Origin of the sequence: Streptomyces sp. NPDC091649 (assembly GCF_044756785.1) — a bacterium.
Taxonomy (GTDB): Bacteria; Actinomycetota; Actinomycetes; order Streptomycetales; family Streptomycetaceae; genus Streptomyces.
Genome location: NZ_JBIVTR010000008.1, coordinates 219279 through 238841 on the forward strand (window position 1 = coordinate 219279; position 19563 = coordinate 238841).

Annotated in this window: 11 protein-coding genes; 8 read left to right on the forward strand and 3 right to left on the reverse strand. The window is 71.2% G+C overall.

The window, feature by feature from the left end; genetic code table 11:
• Window positions 1-25: 25 nt before the first annotated feature.
• A complete protein-coding gene (locus ACIQMU_RS16875; RefSeq protein ID WP_402689097.1) occupies window positions 26-1102 on the reverse strand; it encodes a phosphatase PAP2 family protein in 1077 nt (358 codons plus the stop codon).
• A gap of 76 nt (window positions 1103-1178) precedes the next feature.
• Window positions 1179-2222, reverse strand: coding sequence for a LacI family DNA-binding transcriptional regulator (locus tag ACIQMU_RS16880; protein ID WP_352242404.1), 1044 nt, complete (start codon window positions 2220-2222; stop codon window positions 1179-1181).
• 346 nt (window positions 2223-2568) lie between these two features.
• On the opposite strand from ACIQMU_RS16880, the gene ACIQMU_RS16885 reads away from it, so the two are divergent.
• The 8 genes from ACIQMU_RS16885 (at window position 2569) to ACIQMU_RS16920 (ending at window position 18561) form a co-directional block, all read left to right on the forward strand.
• Window positions 2569-3840: an extracellular solute-binding protein gene (locus tag ACIQMU_RS16885; RefSeq protein ID WP_352242405.1), complete on the forward strand. Its 1272-nt coding sequence runs from the start codon at window positions 2569-2571 to the stop codon at window positions 3838-3840.
• A 20-nt stretch (window positions 3841-3860) separates the two neighbouring features.
• On the forward strand, window positions 3861-4880 hold the full coding sequence (locus tag ACIQMU_RS16890; RefSeq protein ID WP_352242406.1) for a sugar ABC transporter permease: 1020 nt from the start codon (window positions 3861-3863) through the stop codon (window positions 4878-4880).
• A complete protein-coding gene (locus ACIQMU_RS16895; protein WP_352242407.1) occupies window positions 4877-5755 on the forward strand; it encodes a carbohydrate ABC transporter permease in 879 nt (292 codons plus the stop codon). The genes ACIQMU_RS16890 and ACIQMU_RS16895 overlap by 4 nt, the downstream gene beginning before the upstream one ends.
• Window positions 5756-5875: 120 nt before the next feature.
• Window positions 5876-7603 carry an alpha-amylase family glycosyl hydrolase gene (locus ACIQMU_RS16900; protein ID WP_402689098.1) on the forward strand — a complete coding sequence of 576 codons (1728 nt, stop codon included), beginning with the start codon at window positions 5876-5878 and terminating at the stop codon, window positions 7601-7603.
• The gene (locus ACIQMU_RS16905) at window positions 7588-8643 is read left to right on the forward strand and encodes a LacI family DNA-binding transcriptional regulator (protein ID WP_352242409.1); all 1056 of its coding nucleotides are present in this window, start codon (window positions 7588-7590) and stop codon (window positions 8641-8643) included. The genes ACIQMU_RS16900 and ACIQMU_RS16905 overlap by 16 nt, the downstream gene beginning before the upstream one ends.
• A 441-nt stretch (window positions 8644-9084) precedes the next feature.
• Window positions 9085-10818 carry a carbohydrate-binding module family 20 domain-containing protein gene (locus ACIQMU_RS16910; protein WP_402689099.1) on the forward strand — a complete coding sequence of 578 codons (1734 nt, stop codon included), beginning with the start codon at window positions 9085-9087 and terminating at the stop codon, window positions 10816-10818.
• 89 nt (window positions 10819-10907) lie between these two features.
• Window positions 10908-16226, forward strand: a complete 5319-nt coding sequence (pulA, locus tag ACIQMU_RS16915; RefSeq protein ID WP_402689100.1) for a pullulanase-type alpha-1,6-glucosidase — start codon at window positions 10908-10910, stop codon at window positions 16224-16226.
• A gap of 181 nt (window positions 16227-16407) precedes the next feature.
• Entirely contained in the window at window positions 16408-18561 is a 2154-nt protein-coding gene (locus ACIQMU_RS16920; RefSeq protein ID WP_402689124.1) for an ATP-binding protein, read from the forward strand.
• Between the two features lie 85 nt (window positions 18562-18646).
• Here ACIQMU_RS16920 and ACIQMU_RS16925 read toward each other — a convergent pair whose 3' ends face one another.
• Window positions 18647-19432, reverse strand: coding sequence for a dienelactone hydrolase family protein (locus ACIQMU_RS16925; protein WP_402689101.1), 786 nt, complete (start codon window positions 19430-19432; stop codon window positions 18647-18649).
• Window positions 19433-19563 lie beyond the last annotated feature (131 nt).

Sequence of the window (19563 nt, forward strand, 5' to 3'; positions counted from 1 at the left end):
CCTGGCGGACCGGGTGAAGACGGCCTCAAACGCCGGACGGGCTGGATTCGGGCCGCCGCTCCGGCTTCGGCTCCGGTTCCGAGGCCGGGCGCGGCAACCGGGCGGCGCGGAGCCCCGTCAGCCGCCGCCCCCGCCGGTCCGGCACCCACTTCGGCAGCCGGTGCGGCAGCGAGCCGTACCAGACGCGGGACACCCCGTAACCGAACGCGAGGCAGACCATGCCGCCCACCGCGTCCAGCCAGAAGTGGTTGGCGGTGGCCACGATGACGACCAGGGTGAGCGTCGGGTAGAGCAGGCCGAGGATGCGGGCCCAGGGCGCCGAGGCCAGGGCGAAGATCGTCAGGCCGCACCAGAGCGACCAGCCGATGTGCATCGACGGCATCGCCGCGTACTGGTTCGACATGTTCTTGAAGTTGCCCGAGGCCATCGAGCCCCAGGTCTCGTGCAGGAGCACGGTGTCGATGAAGTTCGCGCCGTTCATCAGACGGGGAGGCGCCAGGGGATAGAGGTAGTAACCGAGCAGGGCCACGGCCGTCGTCGCGAAGAGCACCAGCCGGGTCGCCGCGTAACGGCCCGGATGGCGCCGGAACAGCCAGACGAGGACGCCGATGGTCACGACGAAGTGCAGCGTCGCGTAGTAGTAGTTCATCGACACGATCAGCCACGTCACGGAATTGACCGCGTGGTTGACCGTTTCCTCGAAAGCGAGACCGAGGGACTTCTCCGCCGACCAGATCCAGTCCGCGTTCTTGAGCGCCGCCGCCTTCTGCTCCGGTACGGCGTTGCGCACGAGCGAGTACAGCCAGTAACTGACCGCGATGAGCAGGATCTCGAACCAGAGCCGGGGACTGCGGGGCGTCCGCAGTGCGAGGAGCCGGGCCGGCCAACCGGTCTTCACGGTGACGCCGGACGTCTTCCCCGACGTCTCCCCGGAGGTCCTGCGTGGTGGCGTCGCGCCGGACGTCCCACCGGTCGTGCCGGAAGCCGGGGGCGCGGTGGCAGTGGCCGACGCGGCGGCGGCCTCGGGGGCCGCCTCGCTCGCGATGGGTGAAGGACCGGCCGTCGACCGGCCTTCTTGTGCTGACACCTGTGTTTCACCCATAGGCAGAGAGTCTTCCATAGAGATTCCCCTGCCCTCGATCATCCTCCGGTCGGGTTCCGGTCGCACGTTCTGCACCTCAAGGACGAGGGTGGGACCCTGAGCCGCCCGCGGGTCCGGAGGCCGTCGAGCCGCGCACCACCAGCTCGGGCATGAACACGAACTCGCTGTGCGGGGCCGGGGTTCCGCCGATCTCCTCCAGGAGCGTGCGGACCGCGGCCTGGCCCATCGCCGTGACCGGCTGCCGGATCGTCGTCAGCGGCGGATCCGTGAACGCTATGAGCGGCGAGTCGTCGTAACCCACGACCGAGAGATCACGCGGTACGTCCTTCGACAGCCGGCGGGCCGCCCGGATCGCTCCGAGGGCCATCATGTCGCTCGCGCACACGACGGCCGTGCAGCCGCGTTCGATCAGGGCGGCGGCGGCGGCCTGACCGCCCTCCAAGGTGTACAGGGAGTGCTGGACCAACTCCTCCACCCCGTCCGGGGTGAGGCCCAGCTGCTCCCGCATCGTCGTGTGGAAGCCCTCGATCTTGCGGAGCACCGGCACGAAGCGCTTGGGGCCGACCGCGAGGCCGATACGGGTGTGCCCCAGTGCCACCAGGTGTGTCACCGCGAGGCGCATCGCCGCCCGGTCGTCCGGGGAGATGAACGGAGCCCGCACCTTGGCGGAGAAGCCGTTCACCAGGACGAAGGGAACCCCCTGGCCGCGCAGTTGCTCGTAGCGCTGCATGTCGGCCGAGGTGTCCGCGTGCAGCCCGGAGACGAAGATGATGCCGGAGACGCCCCGGTCCACCAGCATTTCGGTGAGTTCGTCCTCGGTGGATCCGCCGGGGGTCTGGGTCGCCAGCACCGGGGTGTAGCCCTGCCGGGTCAGCGCCTGGCCGATGACCTGTGCCAGCGCCGGGAAGATCGGGTTCTCCAGCTCGGGGGTGATCAGGCCGACCAGCCCCGCGCTGCGCCTGCGCAGCCGCACCGGGCGTTCGTACCCCAGGACGTCGAGCGCCGCGAGGACGGATTCACGGGTGGTCGCCGCGACTCCGGGCTTGCCGTTCAGGACTCGGCTGACCGTCGCTTCGCTGACCCCCGCCTGAGTTGCGATATCGGCAAGCCGTGCGGTCATGGGATGGGACTGTACCGGGCCCCCGTCGGATTGCCCACCGTGTACGGGGGAGTGCGGAGGGGGCTTTCGACGGGCTTTCCGGCAACGTCTTGCAAGGACTTGCGGCCGCGGCGTACGGGCTCCGGTCGGATCGTCACACCGCGGGCATGCCGGGCCCCACCTGCCCCTGCCAGGGACGGACGCCGGTCGTCAAGGGGCTTGACGGCAACCTTGAGGACACGCGAATGTAACGATCACCAAGGCTTGCAGAAATCTTCCGCAAGGTCTTTCGGTCGTCTTTCATCCTTGTTACGTTCACGTCGACCCGGCGCCGCGACGGAGCGGTACGGCAGTTGAAGGAGTTCAGATGCGACGTGGCATAACGGCCACCGCCCTGGTCGCGGCCCTGGCGCTCGCGGCGACCGCCTGCGGCAGCGACGACGAGTCCGGCGGCGGCAAGAGCTCGGGCGAGCTCTCCGGCACGGTGACCTGGTGGGACACCTCCAGCGTCGGCAGTGAGGACAAGGTCTTCAAGAAGCTGGCGGAGGGCTTCGAGAAGCAGCACCCGAAGGTCGACGTCAAGTACGTCAACGTGCCCTTCGGTGACGCGCAGAACAAGTTCAAGAACGCCGCGCAGGCCGGCGACGGCGCGCCCGACGTGATCCGCTCCGAGGTCGCCTGGACGCCGGACTTCGCGAACCTCGGCTACCTGGCCCCGCTGGACGGCACCCCGGCCCTGAAGAACCAGGACGACTTCCTCAAGCAGGCCGTCGCGTCCACCGAGTACGAGGACAAGACCTACGCCGTACCGCAGGTCATCGACTCCATGGGCATCTTCTACAACAAGAAGCTGCTCAAGGAGGCCGGCGTCGAGGCCCCCGCCAACCTGGACGACCTCAAGACCGCCGCCAAGAAGATCAAGGACAAGACCGGCAAGACCGGCCTCTACCTGCGCGGCGACGACCCGTACTACTTCCTCTCCTTCCTGTACGGCGAGGGCGGCGACCTGGTCGACGCCGACTCCAAGACCGTCACCGTGGACCGGCCCGAGGGCGTCAAGGCGTTCAAGGCGGTCAAGGACCTGGTCGACGACGGCACCGCGAAGACGGACGCGTCGGACGGCTGGGAGAACATGATGCAGTCGTTCAAGAACGGCGACGTCGCGATGATGATCAACGGCCCCTGGGCCGTCGCCGACACCCTGACCGGCAAGGAGTTCACGGGCAAGGACAACCTGGGCATCGCCCCGGTCCCGGCTGGCTCCGCCGCCCAGGGCGCCCCGCAGGGCGGCCACAACCTCGCCGTCTACGCGGGCTCCAAGAACCTCGACGCCTCCTACGCGTTCGTCGAGTACATGACCTCCGTGGACAGCCAGGCCACCGCCGCCGGCGAGCTGAACCTGCTGCCCACCCGCACCTCCGCGTACGCCAAGAAGGAGGCCGTGGACAGCGAGATCGTCGGCTTCTTCAAGCCGGTCGTCGAGACCGCCGTCGAGCGCCCCTGGATCCCCGAGGGCGGCAGCCTCTTCGCCCCGCTCGGCGTCGAGTACACCAAGGTCCTCACCGGCCAGACCACGCCGGAGAAGGCCGCCAAGTCGACCGGCGACTCCTACCGCAAGCTCCTCGAGGGCTGGAAGTAACAGGAAGGTTGGCCCGACTGATGGCTGTCCACACCAGCCAGTCGGTGGTGAAGGCCGCGGGCGACGACGTCGCCCGCGGCCGGAGCCGCGGTACTGGCACCCCACCACCGAGGCCCGGCCGGATCCGGCGGGCCCTGTCGGTCCACTGGTACGCCTGGGCCATGGTCGCCCCGGTCGTCATCGTGATCGGCGTGATCATCGGCTACCCGCTGGTCCGCGGCATCTTCCTCTCGATGACCGACGCCGACGAGCGCAACGTCGCGCGCTCCATCGGGGTCAACGAGATCCCCGCCACCTACGAGTTCGTCGGCGCGGACAACTACATCGACGCGCTGACCGGCTCGCAGTTCCTCGACACGCTCGGCTGGACGCTGGTGTGGACCGTCTCCTGCGTGAGCGTCACGTTCGTCCTCGGCATGGCCCTGGCGAACATCCTCAACCGCCGCATCGCCGGGCGCTCCGCCTACCGCATGGCCCTCATCCTGCCCTGGGCCATCCCCGGCTTCGTCTCCGTCTTCGCCTGGCGCTTCCTCTACAACGAGGAGCGCGGCCTGCTCAACAAGGTCCTCGGCGGCGCCGGCATCGACGCCGTCCCGTGGCTGAACGACCCGACCTGGGCCAAGTTCGCGGTCATCGCCGTCAACGTCTGGCTCGGCGTCCCCTTCATGATGGTGGCCCTCCTCGGCGGACTCCAGTCCATCCCCTCCGAGCAGTACGAGGCGGCCGAGATGGACGGCGCGACCGCCTGGCAGCGCTTCCGCCACATCACGCTGCCCGGCCTGCGCCCGGTCTCCACCACGGTGGTCCTGCTCTCCACCATCTGGACCTTCAACATGTTCCCGGTGATCTTCCTGCTGACCCGCGGCGGACCCGGTGAGGCGACCCAGATCCTGGTGACCCAGGCGTACAAGTTCTCCTTCGAGATCAGCCCGCGCGACTACGCGCAGTCCTCGACCTGGGGCGTGCTGATCCTCGTACTCCTGATGCTCTTCGCCGTGGTCTACCGGCGAGTCCTGCGCTCCCAGGGAGACAACTGGTGACCACCGCGACCGACACCCCCGCCCGCCACGCCGTGCGCAAGGTCCGCCTCCGCGGCGAACGCTCCCCGCTCGCCTCGGTCGGCCTGCACCTCACCCTGATCGTCGCCTCGGTGATCGCGGTCTTCCCGGTGCTGTGGGTCCTGCTGACCTCGCTCAAGCCCGCGAAGTACGCGACCACCACGGACTTCTTCCGCGAGACGACGTTCGTCAACTACACGAACCTCATCCGCGACACCGAGTTCCTCAACTGGTTCGCCAACTCCGTGATCATCGCCGGACTCTCCACCCTGATCGGCGTCTTCGTCTCCGCCACCACCGGCTACGCGGTGAGCCGCTTCCGCTTCCCCGGCAAGCGCGGCCTGATGTGGACGCTGCTGATCACCCAGATGTTCCCGGTCGCCGTCCTGATCGTGCCGATCTACAACATCATGTCGAGTCTCGGGCTGCTCAACCAGCCCGCCGGCCTCGTCATCACCTACCTCACCATCGCGGTGCCGTTCTGCGCCTGGATGATGAAGGGGTTCTTCGACACCATCCCGCGCGAGATCGACGAGTCCGGAGAGGTCGACGGCCTCACTCCGTTCGGCACCTTCTTCCGGCTCATCCTGCCGCTGGCCAAGCCCGGCCTCGCGGTCACCGCGTTCTACTTCTTCATCACCGCCTGGGGCGAAGTGGCGTACGCCTCCGCCTTCCTGGTCGGCGACGAGAACCTCACGCTGGCCGGCGGCCTCCAGAAGTTCGTCAACCAGTACGGAGCCCAGTGGGGCCCCATGACCGCGGCCTCCGTGCTCATCGCCATCCCGGCCGCCCTGGTGTTCCTGTTCGCCCAGAAGCACCTGGTCACCGGCATGTCCGCCGGGGCCGTCAAGGGCTGAGCCCGCGGCCTTCCCGGCTGACGGCAGCACCCGCCCGCACCACCGCACCCGTCACGGCGGCGCCGGAACCCCCGACCCGGTCACCGGCGCCGCTCCCCACCCAGACACCCCAGGGACGACATGACCCAGCACCTCGCTGCCCCCTCCACCGGCACGTCCGACGACGCCCCGGGCCACCGCACCGGCTGGTGGCAGGACGCGGTGATCTACCAGGTCTATCCACGGAGCTTCGCCGACGGCAACGGCGACGGCATGGGCGACCTCGCCGGCGTCACCGCCCGCCTGCCCCACCTGCGGGACCTGGGCGTCGACGCGGTGTGGCTCAGCCCCTTCTACGCCTCCCCGCAGGCCGACGCCGGCTACGACGTCTCCGACTACCGGGCCATCGACCCGATGTTCGGCAACCTGCTGGACGCCGACGCGCTGATCCGCGAGGCCCACGGCCTGGGCCTGCGCATCATCGTCGACCTGGTCCCCAACCACTCCTCCGACCAGCACGAGTGGTTCAAGCGCGCCCTGGCCGAGGGCCCCGGCTCCGCCCTGCGCGAGCGCTACCACTTCCGCCCCGGAAAGGGCGCCACCGGCGAACTCCCGCCCAACGACTGGGAGTCCATCTTCGGCGGACCCGCCTGGACCCGTACGGTCGACCCCGACGGCACCCCCGGCGACTGGTACCTCCACCTCTTCGCCCCCGAGCAGCCCGACTTCAACTGGGAGCACCCGGCCGTCGCCGACGAGTTCCGCTCCATCCTGCGCTTCTGGCTCGACATGGGGGTCGACGGCTTCCGGGTCGACGTCGCCCACGGCCTCGTCAAGGCGGAGGGCCTGCCGGACCTCGGCTCCCACGAGCAGCTCAAACTGCTCGGCAACGAGGTCATGCCGTTCTTCGACCAGGACGGTGTGCACGCGATCTACCGCAGCTGGCGCGCCATCCTCGACGAGTACTCCGGGGCCGAGGAGCCCGGCGGGGCCCCGTCGGAAGGGCGGTGGTGGGCGAAGGGCGGACGCATCCTCGTCGCCGAGGCGTGGACCCCGACCGTCGAGCGCACCGCCAACTACGTGCGCCCCGACGAGATGCACCAGGCGTTCAACTTCCAGTACCTGGCCACCGACTGGGACGCCGCCGAGCTGCGCAAGGTCATCGACTCCTCGCTCGACGCGATGCGCCCGGTCGGCGCGCCCACCACCTGGGTGCTCTCCAACCACGACGTCACCCGGCACGCCACCCGGTTCGCCAACCCCGCGGGCCTGGGCACCCAGATCCGTACCCCCGGCGACCGCGAACTCGGCCTGCGCCGGGCCCGCGCCGCCTCCCTGCTGATGCTCGCCCTGCCCGGCTCCGCCTACGTCTACCAGGGCGAGGAGCTCGGCCTGCCCGACGTCACCGACCTGCCCGACGAGGCCCGCCAGGACCCCTCGTTCTTCCGCGCCGAGGGCCAGGACGGCTTCCGCGACGGCTGCCGCGTCCCGATCCCGTGGACCCGTGACGGCAGCAGCCACGGCTTCGGCGACGGCGGCAGCTGGCTCCCGCAGCCCGCCGGCTGGGGAGAGCTGTCCGTCGAGGCGCAGACCGGCGTGGAGGGCTCCACCCTGGAGCTGTACCGGGCCGCCATCGCCGCCCGCCGCGACCACCCGGGCCTCGGCGCGGGCACCGGTGTCGAGTGGCTGGAGAGCCCCGAGGGCGTCCTCGCCTTCGCCCGCCCCGGCTTCGTCTGCACCGTCAACACCACCGGCTCCCCGGTCCGGACCGCCGCCCGCGGCCGGGTGCTGCTCGCCAGCTCCCCGGTCGCCGTGGACGGCGCCGAGGCCGAGCTGCCCGCCGACACCACGGTGTGGTGGACGGTGTGACACTGCCCGCGCCCAGGACCCCCGCGCCCCGCCTCTCCGACATCGCCGGACAGGCGGCGGTCAGCGAGGCGACGGTCAGCCGGGTCCTGAACGGGAAGCAGGGCGTCGCGGACACCACGCGTCAGCGGGTGCTCGCGGCGCTCGACATCCTGGGCTACGAGCGGCCCGTACGGCTGCGGCAGCGCAGCGCCGGACTGATCGGCCTGGTGACGCCCGAACTCACCAACCCGATCTTCCCGGCGTTCGCGCAGTCCGTCGAACAGGTGCTGGCCGGCCACGGCTACACCCCCGTCCTCTGCACCCAGCTGCCGGGCGGGGCCACCGAGGACGAACTCGTCGAGCAGCTCGTGGAGCGGGGCGTCGGCGGCATCGTCTTCCTGTCCGGGCTGCACGCGGACACCTCCGCCGACCCGGGCCGCTACGCCGCGCTCACCGAGCGCGGCGTGCCGTTCGTCCTGATCAACGGCTACAACGAGCGCATCAGCGCCCCGTTCGTCTCGCCCGATGACAACGCTGCCGTACGGATGGCGCTCGGCCATCTCGCCGACCTCGGCCACCGCCGGATCGGCCTGGCCGTCGGCCCGCAGCGCTACGTCCCCTCCCGCCGCAAGCGCGACGGGTTCGTGGAGGCGGCCGTCTCGGTGCTCGGCATGGACCGGTCCGAGGCCGAACTTCTCGTCTGCTCCACGCTGTTCAGCGTCGAGGGCGGCCAGGTGGCGGCGGGCGCCCTGCTGGACGCGGGCTGTACGGGCATCGTCTGCGGCAGCGACCTGATGGCGCTGGGTGTGGTCCGCGCGGCCCGGGGGAGGGGGCTGGACGTGCCCCGTGACGTCTCGGTCGTCGGCTTCGACGACTCACAGCTCATCGCGTTCACCGACCCGCCGCTGACCACCGTGCGCCAGCCCGTGCAGGCGATGGCGGCGGCCGCGGTGGGCGCGCTGCTGGAGGAGATCGGGGGGAGTCCGGTGCAGCGCACCGAGTACGTCTTCCAGCCCGAGCTGGTCGTACGGGGCTCGACGGCGGCGGTGCGCAACGGCTGACCGCGATGCGGCGGACACGTACAGGAGAGGCACCAGGAGTCGGCCCAGGACGGGCCGGCGGGGAGTTGTAGCGACTCCGGGTGCCTCTCTTGTCGTGACCGGTCCGGCCGGCCGGGCGCGTGGGGTCAAACGACGCGAAGTCGCCGGAACCCTCGGCCGGCCGGACCGGAGTCGGATGAAACGTAACAGGCCCGCAATATCTTGCGAAAGACCTTGCAGCGAGAAATCGGGAAGGGATCGGGAGGGAAACCCCGCTGTTTCGCGGATGTGAGCGGGAGATGTCCAAAGGGTTGACCGGTGGAGGGAGGGCTCGTACGGTCTGCTCCGCGGCAAGGTTTGCATTCTTGCAGCAAGAACCTTCAGGAGCCTTGAGGGCATGGCGCGTTGCCGGCTGAGGCTGCACCGTCACCCGCGTTTCCCCCCACCCGCAGGAGGAAAGACATGGCACGCAGATCCCTGTCTGCCGCGCTCGCCCTCGTGGCAGGCGTCGCCGCCGCACTCGTGGTCCCCACCGGATTCGGCACCGCGTCCACCGCCCGGGCCGCCGCCCCGGGCGACAAGGACGTCACCGCCGTGATGTTCGAGTGGAAGTTCGCCTCCATAGCCAAGGCGTGCACGGACACCCTCGGTCCGGCGGGCTACGGCTACGTCCAGGTCTCGCCGCCCCAGGAACACATCCAGGGCGGCCAGTGGTGGACGTCCTACCAGCCCGTCAGCTACCGGATCGCCGGCCGACTCGGCGACCGGGCCGCCTTCGCCGCCATGGTGAACACGTGTCACTCGGCCGGGGTCAAGGTCGTCGCCGACGCCGTCATCAACCACATGTCGGCCGGCGACGGCACCGGCACCGGAGGCTCCGCGTACACCAAGTACGGCTACCCGGGCCTCTACTCCGGCAATGACATGGACGACTGCCGGTCCCGGATCAACGACTACAACGACCGCGGCAACGTCCAGAAATGCGAACTGCTCGGCCTCGCCGACCTGGACACCGGCGAGGACCACGTACGAGGGAAGATCGCCGGCTACCTCGACGACCTGCTCTCGCTCGGCGTCGACGGCTTCCGGATCGACGCGGCCAAGCACATGCCCGCCGCCGACCTCGCCGACATCAAGTCCCGGCTGAGCGCCCCGAACGTCTACTGGAAGCACGAGGCGATCCACGGCGCCGGTGAGGCCGTCTCGCCTTCCGAGTACCTCGGCAGCGGGGACGTCCAGGAGTTCCGGTACGGGCGGAGCCTCAAGCAGGTCTTCCTCAACGAGAACCTCGCCCACCTGAAGAACTTCGGCGAGGGCTGGGGCTTCATGGAGTCCGGGAAGTCCGCCGTCTTCGTCGACAACCACGACACCGAGCGCGGCGGCGACACCCTCAGCTACAAGAACGGCTCCGCCTACACCCTCGCGGGCGTCTTCATGCTGGCCTGGCCCTACGGCTCCCCGGACGTCCACTCCGGCTACGAGTTCACGGACCACGACGCCGGACCGCCGAACGGCGGCCAGGTGAACGCCTGCTACAGCGACGGCTGGAAGTGCCAGCACGCCTGGCGCGAGATCGCCTCCATGGTCGGTTTCCACAACACCGCACGCGGCCAGGCCGTCACGAACTGGTGGGACAACGGCGGCGACCGAATCGCCTTCGGCCGGGGGAACAAGGCGTACGTCGCCATCAACCACGAGGGCTCCCCGCTCACCCGCACCTTCCAGACCTCCCTGCCCGCCGGAGACTACTGCGACGTGCAGTCCGGTAACGGGATCAGCGTCAACGGCTCCGGCCAGTTCACCGCCACCGTCCCGGCCGGCACCGCCGTCGCCCTGCACACCGGCGCCCGGACGTGCGGGGGCGGCGGCACGAACCCCGGCCCGGACCCCGGCAACGGCGCCTCCGGCGCCTCCTTCGGCGTCGACGCCACCACCCAGCCCGGGCAGAACATCCACGTCACCGGCGACCAGGCCGCCCTCGGCGACTGGAACCCGGCGACCGCGCCGAAGCTCGACCCGGCGACGTACCCCGTGTGGAAGCTGGACGTGAGCCTCCCCGCCGGGACCACGTTCGCGTACAAGTACGTCCGCAAGGACGCCGGCGGCAACGTCACCTGGGAGAGCGGCGCCAACCGCACCGCCACCGTCCCGGCCTCCGGCAAGGTCACGCTGACCGCCGACGTGTGGCGGAGCTGATCCCTCCCCCTCAGCGGGCCGGTGGCGTTCGCCACCGGCCCGCTTTCCCACCGATCGACCCCGACCGATCAAGCCGAGGAGCACCCTCCGTGTCCCGAACCACCCTGAGACGATGGGCGGTGACCGCCCTGTGCGCGGCGCTGCTGCCCGTCGTCCCGGCGGCCACCGCCGCCGCGTCCCCCCGGCCGCCCGCGCCGCCCTCGGACGCCAGGCTCGCCCGTGAGGCGGACCGGCACGACCTCACGCGCGAACAGTTCTACTTCGTGCTGCCCGACCGCTTCGCCAACGGCGACACCTCCAACGACCGTGGCGGACTGACCGGTTCGCGCCTGGAGCACGGCTACGACCCCACCGACAAGGGGTTCTACCAGGGCGGCGACCTCAAGGGCCTCACCCGGAAGCTCGACTACATCAAGGGCCTCGGCACCACCGCCATCTGGATGGCGCCGATCTTCAAGAACCGGCCCGTGCAGGGCGTCGGAAAGGACGCCTCGGCGGGCTATCACGGGTACTGGATCACCGACTTCACCCAGGTCGACCCGCACTTCGGCACCAACGCCGACCTGGAGCGGCTGATCGACAAGGCCCACGCCAAAGGCATGAAGGTCTTCTTCGACGTCATCACCAACCACACCGCCGACACCGTGGACTACGCGGAGAAGACCTACGGCTACCGGTCCAAGGGCGCCTTCCCCCACCTCGACGAGGACGGCCGCCCCTTCGACGACCGGGACGGCGTCGAAAAGGTCGACGAGGACTCCTTCCCGTACACCCCGGTGCAGGCCCCGGGCACGGGCGAGAAGGTTCCGTCCTGGCTCAACGACCCCACCATGTACCACAACCGGGGCGACTCGACGTGGGCCGGCGAGTCCAACGAGTACGGCGACTTCTCCGGGCTCGACGACCTGTGGACCGAGCGTCCCGAGGTCGTGAAGGGCATGGAGAAGATCTACCAGAAGTGGGTCCGCGACTTCGACATCGACGGGTTCCGCATCGACACGGTCAAACACGTCGACCTGGACTTCTGGACCCAGTGGGCCACCGCACTCGACGCGTACGCCGCCAAGCGAGGCCGGGACGACTTCTTCATGTTCGGCGAGGTCTACTCCGCCGACACCGAGGTCACCTCGCCCTACGTCACCCGGGGGCGCCTGGATTCCACGCTGGACTTCCCCTTCCAGGACGCCGCCCGGCAGTTCGCCTCCCAGGGCGCGTCCGCCGACCGGCTCGCCTCGGTGTACGGGAACGACTACCGCTACACCACCGACAAGGCCAACGCCTACGAGCAGGTCACCTTCCTCGGCAACCACGACATGGGCCGCATCGGGACCTTCCTCAAGCAGGACAACCCGCAGGCCGACGACGCCGAGCTGCTGAAGCGGGCCCGCCTCGCCAACGAGCTGATGTTCCTCGGCCGGGGCAACCCGGTGATCTACTACGGCGACGAGCAGGGCTTCACCGGAGCCGGCGGCGACAAGGACTCCCGCCAGACCCTCTTCGCCTCGAAGACCGCCGACTACCTCGACGACGACCAGCTCGGCACCGACCGCACCCACGCCTCGGACGCGTACGACACCCGGCACCCGGTCTACCGCTCCATCGCGGCCCTCTCCAGGCTCACCCGGCAGCACCCGGCGCTCCGCGACGGCACCCAGACCGAGCGGTACGCGGAGGGACCGGTCTACGCCACGTCCCGCATCGCGACCCGGCGGCCGTACGAATACCTCGTCGCCTCCAACAACGGCACCAGCCCGAAGGAGGTCCAGCTCGCCACCGAGTCGGCCGGCATGGACTTCCGTACCCTGTACGGCGGCTCCGGCACCGTCCGCAGCGGCAAGGACACGAAGGTCACCGTCACCGTGCCCGCCCTCTCCAGCGTCGTGCTGAAGGCGGACCGGCCCGTGGGTGCTCCGGCGGCCGGGCCCGCGGTCTCGCTCAAGGCCCCGGCCGCCGGCGCCACCGGCACCGTCGAGGTCACCGCCGACGTGGACGGCGGACAGCTCAACCGGGTCGTCTTCGCCGCCCAGGTGGGCAACGGGAAGTGGCAGACCCTCGGCAGCGCCGACCACGCCCCGTACACGGTCACCCAGTACCTCGACGAGACGGTGCGGGCGGGCACCCCGCTGCGCTACAAGGCCGTCGTCGTCGACCGGACGGGCCGCACCTCCAGCGCCCTCGCCTCGACCACCGCCGGTCAGGCCCCGCCGCCCGACAAGCCCGTCGCCGTCGAACGCGACCGGGCCGTCGTCCACTACAGGAGGGCCGACGGCGACTACGACGGCTGGCAGCTGAAGTCCGGCGGGAAGACGGCCGACTTCATCGGGCGGGACGCGTACGGCGCGTTCGCCTGGATCGACCTGGAGAAGGGCACCGCCTCCGTCCCGTACACCGTCGAGAGGAACGGCACGGCCGACGGCCCGCAGCGAACACTCGACCTCGGCGTGACCGGGCAGGTCTGGATCGAGCAGGGCGAGGACGGCCAGACGGCCGAGGCCCCCGAGGCGCCGCCGCAGGACACCGCCAAGGCGGTCCTCAACTACCACCGCCCGGACGGGAACTACGACGGCTGGGGGCTGCACGCCTGGGCCGGGGCCAAGGAGCCCACCGACTGGTCCGAGCCGCTGATGCCCGTGAGGAAGGACGCCTACGGGGTCACCTTCGAGGTACCGCTTCTCGACGGCGCCGCCTCCCTCAGCTACATCCTGCACAAGGGCGACGAGAAGGACCTGCCCGGCGACCAGTCCCTCGACCTCGCCACATACGGCCACGAGGTCTGGATGCTCGGCGGCAAGCCCGGCTACCTGCTCCCGCAGACGGGCGGCGGCGCGGCGCCCGACCTCGGGAAGGCCGAGGCGCAGTGGATCGACGCGAACACCGTCGTCTGGAAGGTGAAGGCCACCGACGCCACCAGCCAGCAACTCGTGTACGCGGAGAAGGGCGGCATCTCCGTCGTCGACGGGGCGCTCTCCGACGAGGGCACGTGGCTGCGGCTCAGCCCGTCCGCGCTCAGCGACGCGCACAAGGCGAAGTTCCCGCACCTCAAGGACTACCCGGCGTTCACCGTGGACGCCCGCGACCGGGACCGCGTCCGCGCGTCCCTGCGCGGCCAGCTCGTCGCCACCCAGCGCGCCGCCAACGGGGCGCTTCTCGCCGCCACCGGCGTACAGACCGCGGGCGTGCTCGACGACCTGTACGGGAAGAGGGCGGCCACCGCCGACCTCGGCCCCGTCTTCCGCGAGTCGAGGCCCACACTCTCCGTGTGGGCCCCCACCGCCCGGACCGTGTCGCTCGAACTCGACGGCCGCACGCACCCGATGAAGCGCGACGACCGCACCGGAGTCTGGTCGGTCACCGGGAAGAAGAACTGGCGGGGCAAGCCCTACCGGTACGCGGTGACCGTCTGGGCCCCCAGCGTCCAGAGGCTGGTCACCAACAAGGTCACCGACCCCTACTCCACCGCCCTCACCGCCGACTCCGCCCGCAGCCTCGTCGTCGACCTCACCGACCCGAAGCTGGCGCCGCGCGGCTGGTCCGGCCTGAAGAAGCCCGCCGCGACCCCGCTGCGGGACGCCCAGATCCAGGAACTGCACGTCCGCGACTTCTCCGTCACGGACCGCACGGCGAAGCACCCCGGCGAGTACCGCGCCTTCACCGACACCCGCTCGAAGGGCATGCGGCACCTCCAGAAGCTCGCCGAATCCGGCACCGGCTACGTGCACCTGCTGCCCGTCTTCGACATCGGGACGATCCCGGAGAAGAAGAAGGACCGGACAAGGCCCGCCTGCGACCTGTCCGTCCTCGCCCCCGACTCCCCGGAGCAGCAGAGCTGCGTGAGCGAGGCCGCCGCCGACGACGCGTTCAACTGGGGCTACGACCCGCTGCACTACACCGTCCCCGAGGGCTCCTACGCCTCCGACCCGGACGGCACGCGGCGCACGGTCGAGTTCCGGCAGATGGTGCAGGGGCTCAACAAGGCCGGGCTGCGCACGGTCATGGACGTGGTCTACAACCACACCGTCGCCTCCGGGCAGGACGACAAGTCGGTCCTCGACAAGATCGTGCCCGGCTACTACCAGCGGCTCCTGGAGGACGGCGCCGTCGCCACCTCCACCTGCTGCGCCAACACCGCGCCCGAGAACACCATGATGGGCAAGCTCGTCGTCGACTCCGTCGTCACCTGGGCGAAGGAGTACAAGGTCGACGGCTTCCGCTTCGACCTGATGGGACACCACCCCAAGGCCAACATCCTCGCCGTGCGCGAGGCCCTGGACGGGCTCACGCCCGCCGAGGACGGCGTCGACGGCAAGAAGATCGTCCTGTACGGGGAGGGCTGGAACTTCGGCGAGATCGCGGACGACGCCCGCTTCGTCCAGGCCACGCAGAAGAACATGGCCGGCACCGGCATCGCCACCTTCTCCGACCGGGCCCGCGACGCCGTGCGCGGCGGCGGCCCCTTCGACGAGGACCCCGGTGTCCAGGGCTTCGCCACCGGCCTCTACACCGACCCCAACTCCTCCCCGGCCAACGGCACCCGCGCCGAGCAGAAGGCCCGGCTGCTGCACTACCAGGACCTGATCAAGGTCGGCCTCACCGGCAACCTCGCCGACTACACCTTCACCGACACCAGCGGGCGCACCGTGAAGGGCTCCGAGGTCGACTACAACGGGGCCCCCGCCGGATACGCGGCCGCACCCGGTGACGCCCTCGCCTACTCCGACGCCCACGACAACGAGACACTCTTCGACGCCCTCGCCTTCAAACTCCCGGCGTCCACCACGGCCGCCGAACGGGCCAGGGCCCAGGTCGTGGCGATGGCCGTCTCCGTCCTCTCCCAGGGCCCCTCGCTCTCCCAGGCGGGTACCGACCGGCTGCGCTCCAAGTCGCTGGACCGCAACTCCTACGACAGCGGCGACTGGTTCAACGCCCTGCACTGGGACTGCCGCGACGGCAACGGCTTCGGCCGGGGCCTCCCGCCCGCCGCCGACAACCGGGACAAGTGGGCGTACGCGAAGCCGCTCCTGGCCGCCACCGGCACCATCGCACCCGCGTGCGCGCAGATCGAAGGCGCCTCCGCCGCCTACCGCGACCTGCTCACCATCCGTACGACCGAGAAGGAGTTCTCCCTGAGCACCGCGGAGCAGGTGCGGTCCGCCCTGTCCTTCCCGCTCTCCGGGACCGACGAGACCCCCGGTGTGATCACCATGCGCCTCGGCGAGCTGGTCGTCGTCCTCAACGCGGCGCCGGCCACCGCGGCCCAGCGGCTCGCGGCCCCGGCGGGGAAGACGTACACCCTGCACCCCGTCCAGGCCGAGGGCGCGGACCTTACCGTCAAACAAGCCAGATACGACACGGAATCGGCCACTTTCACCGTCCCGGGACGCACGGCGGCCGTCTTCACTCTGCGCTGACCTCCGACGGCACTACGGTGACGGCAGACGTCGGCAACGGAGCCGCGACAGCCGTCCTGGTCCACCGGGCCGGTCCCGCTCCCCCCTTCGAGGGGGACGGGGCCGGCCCGGTGTGCGCGGCAGGAGCCCCGCCCGGGGCGGTCGGCTCACCGGCGCGCCCAGCCCCAGCGTGCGGACGGTGATGATGACCAAGGTGGGATACCTTCCCGACGAGACGAGCAGCTTCGTCGGGAGGCGGGCCGAACTGGCCCGGCTGCACACCGCGTTGACCACCCGGCGGATGACCACCCTGATCGGGCCCGGCGGCGTCGGGAAGACCCGGCTCGCGGTCCGGGCCGCCCGCGCCGCCGCCGACCGCTACGAGGACGGCGCCTGGTGGGCCGACCTCTCCCCGCTCTGCGGCGACGGGCTGCTGCTCCCCACCGTCTCCGACGCGGTCGGGCTCGCCGACCACACCCTGCGGATGCCCGTCGAGGCCCTCTGCGAGTGGCTCGGCGACAAACAACTCCTGCTGGTGCTCGACTCCGCCGAACATCTCCGCGGCCCCTGCTCCCATCTGCTGGCCGAGATCCTGACCACCTCATCGGGCCTGACCGTCCTGGTCACCAGCAGGCAACCGCTCGGCACCCGGGGCGAGTACGTCATCGAGGTGCCGCCGTTCCCGGTCGACGGCGCGCCCGACGCCCTCCAGCTCTTCACCGACCGGCTGCGCGCGGCCGACCCCCGGGCCGGCCTGGACGATCCCGGCGACCATGCGGCCGCCACCGAGATCTGCCGTCGCCTCGAAGGCATCCCCCTCGCCATCGAACTGGCCGCCGCGGGCATCGGACGGCACAGCGTGGCCGAACTCGCCGCCCGGATCGGCACCCGTTTGGACGCCCGGAGCGCCGGCTTCGGCACACCCGGCCGGAGCGGCGCCCTCGCCCTCGCCCCCGGGCAGCCCGGAGCGGGCGGAGCCGCCGAGGACCCGGGCACGGCCCGCCTCGATCTCCTCGCCGACGCGTCGGTGTGGCCCCGCCGCCACCGCACCCTGCGCACCGCCATCGGCTGGTCGCACGAGCTGTGCACCCCTCTGGAGCGCCTGCTGTGGGCCCGCCTCACCCCGCTGCGCGGCGATTTCGACGAGGAGGTCGCCCGCGAGGTCTGCGGCGGAGGTCCGCTCACCGCCGACGAGGTGGACCGGGCGCTCCAGGGCCTCGTCGCCCAGTCCGTCGTCCAGCGCGACGGCGACCGCTACCGGATGCTCGACACCCTGCGCGAGTACGGCCGGATGTGGCTCACCGAACTGGGCGAGGCCCGCGCCGCCGCCGACCGGCACGCCGCCGGCTTCCTCGGCCTCGCCCGCCGTGCCCATGCCGGCTGGACGGGACCGGACCAGGTGTCCTGGTACCACCGGGTGTCCGACGCGCATCTCGACCTGTGCGCCGCCCTGGAGCACCTGCTCGTCCACGACATCGCCGGGGCCCAGGAGATGGCGGGCCGGGTCGGCTTCTTCTGGGCCTGCTGCGGGCACCTCTCCGAGGCCCGGAGCTATGCCCAGCGGGCCATGGACGCGGGCCCGGTCGACGGGCCCCACCGGACCAGGCTGCAATGGGTCCTCGGCGTCGCGGCCCTGCTCCAGGGCGACTTCGCCACCGCCGAGAAGTACGGCGCGCTCTGCACGTCCGTCGCCCTGTACGACCGGGACGACGAGGGCATGCTCGGCGCGGCCTACCTCTCCGGCCTCACCCGGCTGATGACGGGGGAGCCCGCCGCCGCCCTGGAGTCGGCCGGGCGGGTGCTGCGGATGACCGAGAGCGTCCCGGCGGACTCGGCCCACCGGCTGCGCTGCCACCTCATCACCGTCTTCGCGCTCACCGCGCTCGGCCGCCTCACCGAGGCCGAGGCGGCGGCCACCGACCTGCGCCGGGCCTGCGAACGCGGCGGCGAACACTGGACCCGCTCCTACGCGGACTACCAGCTCGCCCTGATCGCCCTGCTCCAGGGCCGCCCGGCGGCCTCCGCCGCGCACGCCCGGTCGATGCTCGCGGGCAAGCACCGGCTCCGCGACAGCTTCGGCATCGCGCTCGGCCTGGACGTCCTGGCCGCCGCCATCGCCGCCCAGGGCGCGGGCGCGCAGGCGGCCCGGGTCTACGGCACCGGGCACGCGTACTGGCGCATGGTCGGCCACCCCCAGCGCGGCACGCCCGAGCTGGGGCCGATCCGCGAGCGGTGCGAGCTCCAGGCACGGGCGGCGGCCGGCGACGAGGCGTACCGGCGCGCCTTCGAGCGAGGCCGGTCGGACAACGCGGAGGTCGGCCTGGCCGCGGCACTGCGCACCGAGCTCCAGCTCTGAGGGCGGGCATCCCCAGGCCGTCAGCGAGATCCGGTAGGCCGGTAGGTCCGGTAGATCCGCGCTGAGGGTTTCGCGATGTCCGCGTCTACGGCGGCGACGCCGGTGAGGCACCGCTCGACCGCCGCGGTGTACGACGCGGGCGGGGCGGACCGTCCTCCGTCACGGGCAGGCACTCGGCGAGCAGGTCGACGACGTCGCGCCAGGCTCGCCGAGCGTGCCGGGGGTGGTAGCCGACGCCGGGGACCACGGGGTGGTCGACCGGCGGGTGGTGGAAGGCGTGCAAGGCGCCGCCGTAGACGGTGAGGCGCCAGTCGACGCCCGCGGCCTGCATCTCGGCGGTGAACGCGTCCCGTCGCGCGGGCGGCATGATCGGGTCTCTCGACCCGACCCCGGCCCACACCGGGCAGCGAATGCGCGCCGCCTCGCCCGGTCGGCCCGTGGTGGTCGCGTTGACGGTCGCGATCGCGCGCAGATCGACGCCGCCGCGCCCGAGTTCCAGCGCGACGGCGCCCCCGGTGCCGTAGCCGACGGCGGCGATCCGGTCGGGGTCGGCCCGCGGTTCGGTGCGCAACACGTCGAGCGCCGCTTGGCCGATGTCCCGCATCCGGTCGGGATCAGCGAGCAGCGGCAGGCAGCGGGCCAGCATCTCCTCGGGGTCGCCCAGATAGCGCCCGCCGTGAAGGTCGAAGGCCAGCGCCGTATATCCCAGTTCTGCCAGAGCATCGGCCCGGCGGCGCTCGACGTCGCTGAGGCCCATGCCCTCCGGTCCGAGCAGCACCGCGGGCCGGCGGCCGGCACCGGCCGGGAGCGCGAGGTGTCCGACCATCGTCAAACCGTCGGCCGGATACTCGACCGTCCGCGTCGTCGTCATGAACCGGACTGTAGTGATCGTCGAGCCCGGCCCGGCCGGTGTTCTGCCGTCGGCAGATCAGCGCGGGCGTCCCGCTGGAATACGGCGAGGGCTCACGAGACCCGCCGCTGTCGCGTATCCCGGCCGCACCT

Bases quoted from the DNA above. Each gene is read 5' to 3' on its own strand.
- ACIQMU_RS16875 (WP_402689097.1), bottom strand. From the start codon at position 1,102: ATGGGTGAAACACAGGTGTCAGCACAAGAAGGCCGGTCGACGGCCGGT.
- ACIQMU_RS16880 (WP_352242404.1), bottom strand. From the start codon at position 2,222: ATGACCGCACGGCTTGCCGATATCGCAACTCAGGCGGGGGTCAGCGAA.
- ACIQMU_RS16885 (WP_352242405.1), top strand. From the start codon at position 2,569: ATGCGACGTGGCATAACGGCCACCGCCCTGGTCGCGGCCCTGGCGCTC.
- ACIQMU_RS16890 (WP_352242406.1), top strand. From the start codon at position 3,861: ATGGCTGTCCACACCAGCCAGTCGGTGGTGAAGGCCGCGGGCGACGAC.
- ACIQMU_RS16900 (WP_402689098.1), top strand. From the start codon at position 5,876: ATGACCCAGCACCTCGCTGCCCCCTCCACCGGCACGTCCGACGACGCC.
- ACIQMU_RS16910 (WP_402689099.1), top strand. From the start codon at position 9,085: ATGGCACGCAGATCCCTGTCTGCCGCGCTCGCCCTCGTGGCAGGCGTC.
- ACIQMU_RS16920 (WP_402689124.1), top strand. From the start codon at position 16,408: ATGATGACCAAGGTGGGATACCTTCCCGACGAGACGAGCAGCTTCGTC.
- ACIQMU_RS16925 (WP_402689101.1), bottom strand. From the start codon at position 19,432: ATGACGACGACGCGGACGGTCGAGTATCCGGCCGACGGTTTGACGATG.